An 11607-nucleotide genomic window follows, 5' to 3' on the forward strand; every position below is an offset into this window, starting at 1 on the left:
TGGCCCAGACAAGCAATGAAAGGCCAGCAATGACAGACCAGCAATGACCGACAAGCAATGAGTCGTGTCACTTCGACGTGCGTTAGGCGCAGAGGTAGATATGCAGACACCGCAGGCTCTCTTTTCCACCACCACGTTGCCTGACGCACTGTCAGGCCCGGCCGCAGAAGCTCGGCAGCGTCTCGTGGATGCCCTGACACAGGCCGACAACCTGGCCTCGATGACCGGCAAGGCACTGCCCTCTGGGCCATGGCATGACCTGCCAGAGGCGCGTCGTGAAGCGCTGGCTCGCGTGGTGACGGTCTCGACGTTCGCATTGGAAACCCTGGCGCGCTTTCCCCATTGGCTGGCCGAGCTGGAGGCTTCTGGGGAGCTGGACCGCGCTCCCGACAAGGCGACGCTCGTGCAGTGGCTGCACGACGCCCTAACAGACTGCGAGGATGAGGAGAGCCTGCAGCGTGCCCTGCGCCGCTTTCGCCGTGCCCGTATGCTGGGCATCGTCTGGCGTGACCTGAACCGGCCTGCAGGCGCCACCATGTGGCAGACGGCGCAGTCGGTTGCCTGGCTGGCAGAGGTGTGCATCGAGGCGGCGCTGGGTTGGCTGGAAAACTTTTACGCCTCCCGGTGGGGGCTGCCTGACGTGCGAAGTGATGGCTCACCCCAGCGGCTGGTGGTGCTGGGCATGGGCAAGCTGGGCGCGGGCGAGCTGAACCTCTCCTCCGATATCGATCTGATCTTTGCTTTTCCCGAAAAAGGCGAAACCCAAGGAGGGCGCAAACCCCTCGAGCATCAGGAGTATTTTACCAAGCTCGGCCAGCGCTTGATTGCTGCCCTGGATGCCATGACGGCCGACGGTTTCGTGTTTCGCGTGGACATGCGTCTGCGCCCGTTGGGCGACGGCGGGCCGCTGGTGGGCAGCTTCTCGATGCTGGACAGCTACTATCAGGATCAGGGGCGTGAGTGGGAGCGCTACGCCATGCTCAAGGCGCGCCCCGTGGCAGGGGATATCGACGCCGGACAGACGCTGCTGGCGAGCCTGCGCCCGTTCGTTTATCGCCGCTATCTGGACTTCGGCGCCATCGAGTCGTTGCGCGAACTCAAGGCGATGATCAACCGGGAAGTCAAACGCAAGGGTATGGAGAGCAATATCAAGCTGGGGCCCGGGGGCATTCGCGAAGTCGAGTTCATCGTGCAGGCGTTTCAATTGATTCGCGGTGGGCGAGATACCGAGCTGCAAGTGACATCGCTGTACACGGCTCTCAATCGTCTGCCTGAATTGGGTTTGTTGCCCACTGCCGTGGTGGACGAGCTGCTGCCGGATTACGCCTTCTTGCGTGATCTGGAACATGCCATTCAAGCCCTGGAAGATCGCCAGACCCAGCAACTGCCTACCGATGACGATGATCGCGAGCGGGTTGCCTTCGCGCTGGGCTACGACGGCTGGTCATCCCTGCAGGAGCAGTTGAACCGCGTGCGTGAGCGGGTGCGTCGACACTTCGATGCCGTGATTGCCGACCCCGAAGAAGAAGCCGACGAGCCGCAGAGCGAAAACGCCCTGGCGCAGTGGCGCTTGCTGTGGCGCGAAGAGCTGGAGCCCGACGAGGCGCAGGCCTTGCTGGCCGGGGCAGGGTTCCATGAGCCTGAGCGAGCCCACAAGCGGCTGGTCAGCCTCTACCACTCACGGGCAGTGCAGAGCATGCAGCGCATAGGCTTCGAGCGGCTGGACGCCCTGATGCCGCTCCTGCTGGAGGCGTTGGCCAGCAGCGACGCGCCGGACACCGCCTTGGCGCGGGTGCAGCCTTTGATCGAGGCCGTGCTGCGTCGGACGGCCTATCTGGCGCTGCTGCGTGAAAACCCCCATGCGCTGGAGCATCTGATGCGGCTCTGCTGCGCTAGCCCCTGGATTGCCGAGCAGCTGGCCAGATACCCCATCCTGCTCGATGAGCTGCTCACCCCGGACACGCTCTACACGCCTGCCGACAAGGCGCGCCTTGCCGACGAGCTACGCCAGACGCTCAATCGCCTGCCCGAGGATGACGAAGAGGCGCAGCTGGAAGCACTGCGGGTCTTCAAGCACGCCCAGATGCTGCACGTGGCGGCATCGGATGTGGTCGGTACGCGGCATCTGATGAAAGTGAGCGATTACCTCACCTTCATTGCGGAAGTGATTCTGGAAGCGGTGCTGGCCATGGCCTGGAAGCACTTGGCCCGCAAGCATGGCGTGCCCCCTGGCTGTAATAACCGTGAGCCGGCGTTTCTGATCATTGGCTATGGCAAGCTGGGCGGCATCGAGCTGGGCTACGGCTCGGATCTCGATCTGGTGTTCCTGCACGACAGCGACGGCAAGGGCGCTACCGATGGCCCGCGCCCGCTGGACACCCCGGTCTTTTTTACTCGCCTGGGGCAGCGCATCATTCACCTGCTGACGGCCATCACGCCTGCGGGCAGCCTCTACGAGGTGGATATGCGGCTGAGGCCTTCGGGCAACGCTGGTCTGCTGGTGACCTCGCTGGAGGCTTTCGCCGACTATCAACGTCAGAATGCCTGGACCTGGGAGCACCAGGCGCTGGTGCGGGCCCGCGTAGTGGCGGGCAGTGACGCACTGGCCGCGCGCTTCGAGACGCTGCGAGGTGCGATTCTGGGCGTCGAACGTGCCCAGGACACCTTGCGCAGCGATGTGGTCAACATGCGCCACAAGATGCGTGACCATTTGGGCAGCAAGGGGGCGGCCAATACCGTGAGCGCCGAGGGCACCTTCGACTTGAAGCACGATGCGGGTGGCATGGTGGACATCGAATTCCTCTGCCAGTATGCCGTGCTGGCCTTTGCCCACCAGACGCCCGCGCTGCTGACCTACAGCGACAATATCCGCATTCTGGAAACCCTGGCCGACAGCGGGCATATCACCCCCAGCGAAGCCGAACAGTTGAAAGAGGCCTACCTGGCTTACCGTAGCCGCACGCACCGGGCCGCGCTGACTGGCGAAAAGGCAGAAGGAAGTGCCCGCGAGCTGGCGAGCCATCGTCACGTGGTGGCGGACCTGTGGCAGCGTTTTCTGGGCGCATGATCCACCAAGGGCTAATGGGCAGCCGCAGGGATAAAAAGATAGCCTGTTAAGATAACAACAAGGACGACAGGACATGCATGCCACAACCCCAGCGGGCTCGCCGGTTCGGCAGGGCCGCTCATGACTGGCCACATACTCGCCACGCTGCTGCCGGTATTCCTCATTGCTGGCTGCGGCGCTGCCTACGGGCGCTACCGCAGCCCCGACATTGGCAGCCTGAATACCCTGAACATGGAGCTGTTCGTGCCGCTGCTGGTATTTGCCGTACTGGCAGACCGCCAGGCGCCGCTGGCCGACTATGCCTGGCTGGCAACGGCAGCAGCGGTGGTGGTGCTGGGTTCCGGCCTGGTGCTGTGGCCGGTGGCCAAGTGGCTCTCGCTGGACATCAAGGTCTTCCTGCCGCCCATGATGTTCAACAACTCCGGCAACATGGGAGTGCCGCTACTGGTGCTTGCCTTTGGGCCCGAGGCGCTGCCCGCTGCCGTGGTGGTGTTCATCATCGAAATGCTGCTGCATTTTTCGGTAGGGCTCTACATGCTGGACCCGCGCACGTCCCTGTGGCGGATGCTGCGCATGCCCATCGTGGCTGCCAGTGTGGCAGGGCTGCTGGTCAATGTGGGGGGAGTGGCACTGCCCAGTTGGCTGTTGGAAGCCATGCACATGTTGGGAGGTATCTGTATCCCACTGATGCTGTTTGCCTTGGGGGTACGGCTGCTGGAGATCGATTTCAGCGACTGGCGCACAGGGTTGCTGGGTGCCGTGCTGTGCCCGCTGTCGGGGCTGGTGGTTGCCTTGCCCTTGATGTGGCTACTGCCGTTGAACCCGCTGCAGACCGCCGTGCTGCTGGTATTTGCAGTGCTGCCTCCGGCAGTGCTCAACTATCTGGTCGCAGAACAGTACAAGCTGGAACCCCATAAGGTGGCTTCGCTGGTACTGATCGGTAATCTGGGTAGTCTGGTGGTCATGCCGCTGGCGCTGGCAGCGGCCTTTGCCTGGATACAAACACCACCCTAGTGACGTGCTGGCTTGGCCAAGTGACGTGCCGACTCAGTGGCGCGGCTCGTCTTTCACCTCATAGCTGCCTTCCAGAACGTTCTGGTGCGGGCGATGGCCATAGGTTGACTGGTTTTGTGAAGAAGCATGACGTTGAGAGGCATAGCCGCCACCAATATCCTGAGCCTGCTCGGCACGCATCTGTTCCATGCGCTTTTTCATCTTGTGGCGTACGAAGGGCATCATGGCCCAGCCGATCAGCAAAAATATCAGGCCCAGTACCATGCCGACGATCATCAGCGCCCCGAAGGCAAGCCAGGTCAGCAGCAGCTTGACGCTGCCCATGACGCCAGTGGGGCGTGACTGAGCAGCTCGGGCGCGCCACTGGTGCGCAGCTTGCCAAGCAGCATTACGTTGATCGCGATTCATCTGTGGCATATATGCCTCCATCGTTCGTTTGCCTTATTGGAACATACCCCGATGGGCAAGTTCACTCTTGTGCTCGCCGTTTATCCGATTTGAAAATCAGTAAAGGCTAATTATGCAGCGTTAAACACCTGACATGCGGCTTCCCCCGTTGAGTGTTAGGATTTATGAGAACGCACCAGGAGAGTGCCAACCAAGTTCATTAACCAGGGTGGTGATATGACGAATCATGGAGGCAAGTCGGTATTTATCGCTTCGGCGATCATTATTTTCGGCTTGGTCATTATTGGCGCAGCGTTTCCAGAGGCCTTTGGCAGTGCGGCGGAAACGGCACTGGCAACCGTCACGGAACTGTTTGGCTGGTTTTATCTGTTTTCGGTCTTTGGCTTTGTCGTGTTCTTGATTGGTCTTGCACTGAGTAAATACGGCAAAGTGCGCCTTGGGCCACAGGATAGTACGCCCAGCTACAGCTTCTTTTCATGGATCAGTATGTTGCTGGCGGCTGGTTTTGGGGTAGGCCTGGTGTTTTACGGTATGGCCGAACCCATGTCGCACTATATCAACCCTCCCTACGGCGATGTGCCCGCCGAAAGCGAAGCTGCCGCCCGTTATGCCATTCAGTACAGCTATTTCAACTGGGGTATCCACCAGTGGGCGGCGTTTTCGGTCGTGGGCCTGATCATTGCCTATTTTCAGTTTCGCAAGGGCCAGGCGGGGCTGGTGTCGTCGGTTCTCTCTTCGGTCACCGCAAAACATCCTCGAGTGCGCCCCTACGCGTCCTGGCTGGATGTGTTTGCGGTCGTGGCTACCGTCATGGGGGTCGCTACCTCACTAGGGTTGGGCGTACTGCAGATGAACGGCGGCTTGAACGCCGTTTTTGGCTTGCCTGAAAACGGCTGGTGGCAGTTCGTGATCCTGCTGGTGATGTTTTGTGCCTACATGGCCTCCACCTGGTCAGGGCTGGATAAAGGCATCAAGCGGTTATCCAACCTCAACATGGTGCTGTGCATCGGCTTGATGGTCTATGTACTGGTCACGGGGCCGACGGTGGCCATCCTGGAAACCATCACCTTGGGGATCGGTGATTATCTGCAGAACTTCATTGGCATGAGCCTGCGTATTTCCCCCTATAGTGATAACGAGTGGGCCAGCAACTGGACGATCTTTTACTGGGCCTGGGTGATTGCCTGGTCTCCCTTCGTCGGCACCTTCGTGGCTCGTGTTTCACGTGGGCGTACGATCAAGGAGTACGTGTTTGGGGTGCTTTTCGTGCCGCCGCTGTTGGCCTGTCTGTGGATCGGGGTGTTTGGCGGTGCCGCTTTGAACCTGGAGCTCAACGGTGATGTGGGGCTGGCGGCGGCCACGGAAGCGAATATCACGGTGGCGTTGTTCGAGATGTTTGCCCTGATGCCGTTTTCTGGCCTGCTCTCGGTCATTGCCATGATGTTGATCTTCATTTTTCTGGTGACTTCGGCGGATTCGGCGTCGTACATCGTGGCGCAAATGACTGACAATGGCTCGATCAACCCGCCCCTTTACAAGCGCATTATCTGGGGCGTCTTGATTGCCGCGATTTGCCTGACGCTGATCGTGGCAGGCGGGCTTTCGGGGCTGCAGTCTGCAGCCGTGCTTGCGGCGCTACCGTTTACGTTCATTTTGTATATGATGATTGTCGTCCTGGTACGGGAGCTGCGTGCCGATCGTAAAGCCATGCTGACCCAGCTGTATCGGCGTCATGGTGAAACCCCGGTGGGAGCCGATGCTTTCGAGGCCGAGCAGCTGGGTGAAGAAGAGCGACTGCGTCGTGCGCCCAGCGTAGTGAATCGGCGTATCAATAGCTAATCAACAGTGTCGATAGAGGACGCACCGATGGAACAGGCGTGCTAATGGCCCGACAGGGACGTCACGGAGCCACGCGAAGGCAGCCCAAAGGCGTTGCCTTCGACCGTTGGCTGGATCGTATCGTAACCGTCGCCGTAGTGACCGCTATGGTGGTGGGACTCTCCGCCGTCCTGGCGCACTGGCTGCTGTAACGAGCTGCTGAGTGCCTTCGAGCAACGCCCGGCTAAGCCGGGCGTTTTTGCGTTTCGATGCGATTTCGGCCACGGCGCTTGGCATGGTAGAGCTGCTGGTCGGCCCTGCTGAGCAATTCGTCATGACCCAAGGGATGGTCAGGGGTGGTCGTTGCAATGCCCATGCTGGCGGTCAAGTGCGAATGCGTGGTGGAATAAGCATGGGGAATTGCCAAGGCAAGAATGGCCTGACGTAGGCAGTGGGCGGTTTGCATGGCTTCATCGGCATCCACGCCGGGAAGCACACACACAAACTCTTCCCCGCCGTAACGTGCCAGCAGGTCGCGGTGCGGTGTGATGCAGCCATTGAGCGCCTCAGCGACAGCACGCAGCGTGTCGTCACCCATGGCGTGGCCATAGTGATCGTTGAACTCCTTGAAGTTGTCGATATCGATAAAAATCACCGATAAGGGCTGATGCTGGCGTACACAGCGTTGCCACTGCTTGGCCAGAAACATATCGAAATGGCGGCGGTTGGCCACGCCGGTGAGGCCATCGTATTGTGATAGCTGGTGTAGATGGTCGCGCTGCTCCAGACCCGACTGAAATTCACGCAATAAATGATCGAGACTCTCTACCAGGTGCCCTAGCTCATCGTTGCGGTGCCAGGTCAGGGTGGGCTTGGGCCACTGCCCTGGGCGCGTGGGGTCGGTGTTGGTGATCGCCGCGTGTACCTTGAGCAGCGGTCGAGTGATGAAGAAGTGAAAGAAGACGATGACCAGGCTACTCAGCAGGAATGCCTCGATCATGCTTCTTCCCACCACAGAGTAGCCGCGTTCCAGAAACTGGCGGGCGAGATAACCGTCGTCCAACGTGAGGACGATTTCGCCCACGGTGGCTTCCGGTGCATTGCTGCCCATGTAGTAACTCAGCGGCATCGAGTGGTGGGTAATGTCACCGAACAGCCGTTGGCCTAGCCAACTGTTGGGCGGTGGCTCCTGTGTGTCAAACGCTGCCAGCGCGCGGCCGAAGTCGTCACGTACGGCCACCTGGGCGATGTCGTTACCATTGAAGAGCCCATAGGCAATCTGGTGAGCCAGGTCCGGGTTGAGCTGGAACGCGGCTTCGGCGGCGGCCCCGTTGACGATGGCCAGCTGTTGCAAAGTGCGCTGTTTGACCTCTTCACGCATGGTGCTGGCATGGCCTACAAGCTCGAGACAGCCTGCGATGAAACTGATCACCACGGCAATCAGCAGGGTCAGCAGGGCTTGCTTGAGCGTCAAGCGGCCATGGATGAAGGATCGCTTGTCAACGCTCACGGCGCAGGCTCCTGTGTTGGCCCCAATGGGGTGTCCAGATGGCGTTGCAGTAGACGTGTGGCGTCGATACCGACACTGGGGTGGCACGCCAGGTACAGCGGAGCGTAGTAAAAAGTGAACAGATGCTGTATCGCCAGATTTTGAGCATTGGCCAGATACTCTGCCGCGGCACGCCCGGTGACGATCACGTCCAGCAGTCCGGCACCCAGCCGCGCGATGTTTTCGCGTTCAGTAGGGGCACGTAGCACCGGCACGCCCTGGCTCTCCACGTAATCGCCGACGGCGTCTTCCCTGAAACTACCCACGCGCTTGTCTTGCAGGTCGGCCAACTGATCAGCCTTCAGCGGCGCTGTGGGGGACGCCAGGCTAAAGGCCGACCACTCATTGATGGCCAATGGCCCCACCCACAGAAACTGCGATTCGCGGGCGGCGGTGCGCGTCGTGGAATAGACGCAGTGATACTCGCGCAGCTGTGCTTCCGTGTAGGCGCGTGCCCAAGGCAGCAGGCGGAACTCTGCCTCGATGCCCGCATGCGCTAGTGCGTTACGTAGCTGTTGGGTGGCGGTGCCGACCAGGACGCCTTGATCGTTATGATAGTTGAACGGGGGGTACTCTTCCGTATTGATGATCAAGTGGGGGAGATGAGCAAACGCCGGTGAGGCTAGCCAACCCCATAGCCCCAGCACCAGGAGGCCGGTTTTGACGTTGGTGAGACGCCGCTGTCTAGTCATCATGGTATGCCTGTGTGACTGCCGGGTAAGCGTTCACTCGCTCCAGTGCCTGTTGTAGCTGTGCCACCAGCAGCGGATCGGTCTCTTTGTTCAGGGCAAAGTATAGATAAGATTCGCTCAGCGTATGCACGGGCGTCACAACGTCGGCATGATAACCTTCCTGCTCGGCGATCCAATGGGCGACATCCTCGCTGTAGGCCCATAAGTCGACGCGTTGATGCAGTAGCATATGCAGCGCACTGCGGCTGTCGATGGCGGGGCGTATCAGCTGCTCCGGGTAGCCTGCTTCCAGCAGGGACTGAGCGCCGATATCTTCGCGTATGACGGCCACACTGAGACCCTGTTCCATGGCGTCGTCCAGCGATGCCATGCGTAGGGGGGAGCCTTCAGCCGCCAGTAGCACCACCCGGTCCCGGGCAATGGGGCCAACCCAGTGAAAGCGTGCCTCTCGGGAGGATGTGCGAGTGGTAGAGAAGAGCACGGTATTGGGGCGGTTCAAGGCGATTTCGTAGCCTCTTACCCAGGGGAAGTAACGGATGCTGTCACGCTTGAGAGGTGAACTGGTATGCGCCAGCATTGCCTCGAGCAGGTCTACGGCGGTGCCCTTGATCTCGCCTGCCTGCAGATAATTATAGGGGGGATACTCTTCGGTAATGAACGTCAGTCCAGCAAGCGAGGGAGGCGACGCATCGGCAAACGCAGGCAGTGAAGCCAGGCAGCTGCCAAGCCACACGGAGAGTGCTGCTCCCCCTCGTTTAAAGATTAACTTGCCGAGTCCCATCCTGAGGTATCCCTGTCATTATATAATCCAGCAAAGTTAGAGTAACTCGATAGCGCTGTCACCTCTATTCTGTTAACGCTTTTCATGGCGGTATTGCATTTGGTACTGCTAATCTTGAGCTTCTTTTCCTGTGAGTCCTTTATATGCTGCCCAGTGCTACGCCAGTGGTTAAAACGCCTTATGCTTCCCGCCGGGAAATTTTCGGCTGGGCAATGTTCGATTTTGCCAATCAGGCCTATACGTTATTAATTATTACCGTGGTATTTGGCGAGCTGTTTACCACCGTCATTGTGGGGGACCGCAATGACGGCTTTCGCCTGGCCAACTTTTTGTGGAGCCTTGCGCTGGCGATCAGTTATCTGATGGTAGTGGTTAGTGCTCCCTTGTGTGGCGCGATCATGGATTACCGTGCCGAGAAAAAACGCTTTCTGTTCTTCAGCTATCTGGCTACGGTGCTGACCACTGCCATGCTCTATTTCGTGACGCCAGGCTACGTGGTGTTGGGGCTGCTGCTGATCGTGCTTTCGAACTATGCCTACTCCATGGGAGAGTCGTTCATTGCTGCCTTTCTTCCCGAGCTGGGGCCACCTGATGCATTGGGACGGATTTCCGGGTTTGGCTGGGCGTTGGGCTATGTGGGTGGACTGGTGGCTGCAGGTTTCACGCTGATGGTGCTTGGCGAGGCGACGGCGGATAATTTCGAGCGAATCCGCTGGGTGGGGCCCTTCGCTGCCGGGTTCTTCCTGGTGGCGGCGATTCCCACGTTCTTCTGGCTGAAAGAGCGAGGAGTGCCGCAGCCCACAGGCGTTTCCTATGCTCAGATTGCTCGGCAGCGGATCATGGGGACCTTTCAGGAGCTGCGTTACTTCAAGGACTTGAGCATCTTTCTGGTGTCGCTGCTGTTCTCCATGGCCGGCGTTTACATCATCATCGCTTTTGCCTTTATTTACGGGGCCCAGGTCATTGGCTGGGATGAGAGCGTACGCAACATCATGTTCATCATCGTCCAGGTGACCGCGGCCACTGGGGCCATTGGTTTTGGCTTTTTGCAGGATCGCCTGGGCGCCAAACGCACTTATCAGATGACACTGGGGCTATGGGTAGCCGCCATCGTCGCTATATGGGCTACGCCGGAACTCACTGCCTGGTTGAATGGCCGTTTCGGGCTGGCGTGGCAGGCGCAGCATCTCTTCCTGTGGGTAGGCTGCCTGGCGGGCTTGAGCCTGGGATCCAGCCAGTCCGCCAGCCGTGCCCTGGTGGGGGTCTTTTCCCCGTTGCCGAAATCTGCCGAATTTTTTGGTTTCTGGGGGCTGGCCAACAAGCTCGCAGGGGTGATGGGCATCGTCATGCTGGGGGTGTTGCAGGCCCTGATAGGCCTTCAGGCCTCCATTCTTCTGTGTGTGGTGCTGTTCATAACGGCTATGCTGATTTGTATGTTCGTGAACGAACGACGGGGTCGCGATGCCGCGGCGGCTTGGAAAAGCTCCTGAACTCGTGAGGTACGTCATGACGACAGCCAAGTCACAGCAGGGCGGTATCGTCATGATGCTGCTGTTCTGGGTGCTGCTGATCGGTGTCGGCACCTGGTGGGTCCAGGGCGGGCTCGAGCAGATGCTGTACCCCAATGCCCAGATCATGAATACGTCGCCGGAGAATGGCCCTGTCACGCTCAAGCGCAACCGTGCCGGCCACTTTGAAGCGCCGGGTGAGATCAACGGCGAAAGCGTTACGTTCCTGCTGGATACCGGCGCGACCTATGTGGCCGTGCCCGGGGAGTTGGCAGCGCAGCTGGGCCTGGAGCCTGGTCGACGTGCCTGGTTCAATACTGCCAATGGCCGTGTCGAAGGCAGCCTGACTCAGCTGGATGAAGTGGCGCTGGGCGGCATCCGCATGAGTAACGTGCAAGGCTCCATCAGCCCAGGCATGGAGCGGGATACCGTCCTGTTGGGCATGAGCTTTTTGAATCACTTGGCCATCGAGATTCGCGGTGGTGAAATGATTCTACGTGTGCCAGAACCTTGAACCAACCTTGTGCGCTTGCCTAACATGTGCTTAGCTAAATGCTCACGGATGCAACCCAACAAGGAGTTACCATGGGTATTGAAGTCGGCGGTTTGTTAGGTTTGATTTGGCTCGTCATTGTCGTGTGGGCCATCGTCAAGGTCGCCAAGAGTTCGGCGGGCGGCCTTGCCAAATTGCTATGGATTATCGAACATCGCGAAAAACCTCGTACTTCTAGTGCGAGGCTGGATAGCGAGGGGCGCGAGAGCGCCCCTAG

The 11607-nt window shown here is 59.5% G+C and carries 11 protein-coding genes; 7 read left to right on the forward strand and 4 right to left on the reverse strand.

What is annotated here, in order from left to right:
* Positions 1 to 100: 100 nt before the first annotated feature.
* Positions 101 to 3067: a bifunctional [glutamate--ammonia ligase]-adenylyl-L-tyrosine phosphorylase/[glutamate--ammonia-ligase] adenylyltransferase gene (gene glnE / locus HSS18214_RS0115080; RefSeq protein ID WP_016916108.1), complete on the forward strand. Its 2967-nt coding sequence runs from the start codon at positions 101 to 103 to the stop codon at positions 3065 to 3067.
* 120 nt (positions 3068 to 3187) lie between these two features.
* Entirely contained in the window at positions 3188 to 4081 is an 894-nt protein-coding gene (locus tag HSS18214_RS0115085; protein WP_016916109.1) for an AEC family transporter, read from the forward strand.
* Positions 4082 to 4114: 33 nt separating this feature from the next.
* On the opposite strand, the gene HSS18214_RS0115090 is transcribed toward HSS18214_RS0115085, so the two are convergent.
* On the reverse strand, positions 4115 to 4498 hold the full coding sequence (locus tag HSS18214_RS0115090; RefSeq protein WP_016916110.1) for a hypothetical protein: 384 nt from the start codon (positions 4496 to 4498) through the stop codon (positions 4115 to 4117).
* A gap of 207 nt (positions 4499 to 4705) precedes the next feature.
* Between HSS18214_RS0115090 and HSS18214_RS0115095 the strand changes: the two genes are divergently transcribed.
* Positions 4706 to 6328, forward strand: a complete 1623-nt coding sequence (locus HSS18214_RS0115095) for a BCCT family transporter (RefSeq protein WP_016916111.1) — start codon at positions 4706 to 4708, stop codon at positions 6326 to 6328.
* 44 nt (positions 6329 to 6372) lie between these two features.
* A complete protein-coding gene (locus tag HSS18214_RS19280) occupies positions 6373 to 6519 on the forward strand; it encodes a hypothetical protein (protein WP_016916112.1) in 147 nt (48 codons plus the stop codon).
* A gap of 32 nt (positions 6520 to 6551) precedes the next feature.
* Here HSS18214_RS19280 and HSS18214_RS0115105 read toward each other — a convergent pair whose 3' ends face one another.
* The 3 genes from HSS18214_RS0115105 to HSS18214_RS0115115 are packed head-to-tail and all read right to left on the reverse strand — an operon-like array spanning position 6552 to position 9281.
* Entirely contained in the window at positions 6552 to 7817 is a 1266-nt protein-coding gene (locus HSS18214_RS0115105; protein ID WP_016916113.1) for a GGDEF domain-containing protein, read from the reverse strand.
* The gene (locus HSS18214_RS18335; protein WP_237718635.1) at positions 7814 to 8551 is read right to left on the reverse strand and encodes a substrate-binding periplasmic protein; all 738 of its coding nucleotides are present in this window, start codon (positions 8549 to 8551) and stop codon (positions 7814 to 7816) included. The genes HSS18214_RS0115105 and HSS18214_RS18335 overlap by 4 nt, the downstream gene beginning before the upstream one ends.
* Positions 8541 to 9281, reverse strand: coding sequence for a substrate-binding periplasmic protein (locus HSS18214_RS0115115; protein ID WP_016916115.1), 741 nt, complete (start codon positions 9279 to 9281; stop codon positions 8541 to 8543). The genes HSS18214_RS18335 and HSS18214_RS0115115 overlap by 11 nt, the downstream gene beginning before the upstream one ends.
* Positions 9282 to 9472: 191 nt before the next feature.
* Here HSS18214_RS0115115 and HSS18214_RS0115120 point away from each other — a divergent pair, with 191 nt between their 5' ends.
* The 3 genes from HSS18214_RS0115120 to HSS18214_RS18340 all read left to right on the forward strand — a co-directional run.
* The gene (locus HSS18214_RS0115120; RefSeq protein ID WP_026001976.1) at positions 9473 to 10819 is read left to right on the forward strand and encodes an MFS transporter; all 1347 of its coding nucleotides are present in this window, start codon (positions 9473 to 9475) and stop codon (positions 10817 to 10819) included.
* A 16-nt stretch (positions 10820 to 10835) separates the two neighbouring features.
* A complete protein-coding gene (locus HSS18214_RS0115125; protein ID WP_016916117.1) occupies positions 10836 to 11351 on the forward strand; it encodes a retropepsin-like aspartic protease family protein in 516 nt (171 codons plus the stop codon).
* A gap of 71 nt (positions 11352 to 11422) precedes the next feature.
* Positions 11423 to 11607, forward strand: a 185-nt coding sequence (locus HSS18214_RS18340; RefSeq protein ID WP_040461271.1) for a hypothetical protein, incomplete at its 3' end; no start/stop codon positions are given.

Source organism: Vreelandella stevensii S18214, from assembly GCF_000275725.1.
Lineage (GTDB): Bacteria > Pseudomonadota > Gammaproteobacteria > Pseudomonadales > Halomonadaceae > Vreelandella > Vreelandella stevensii.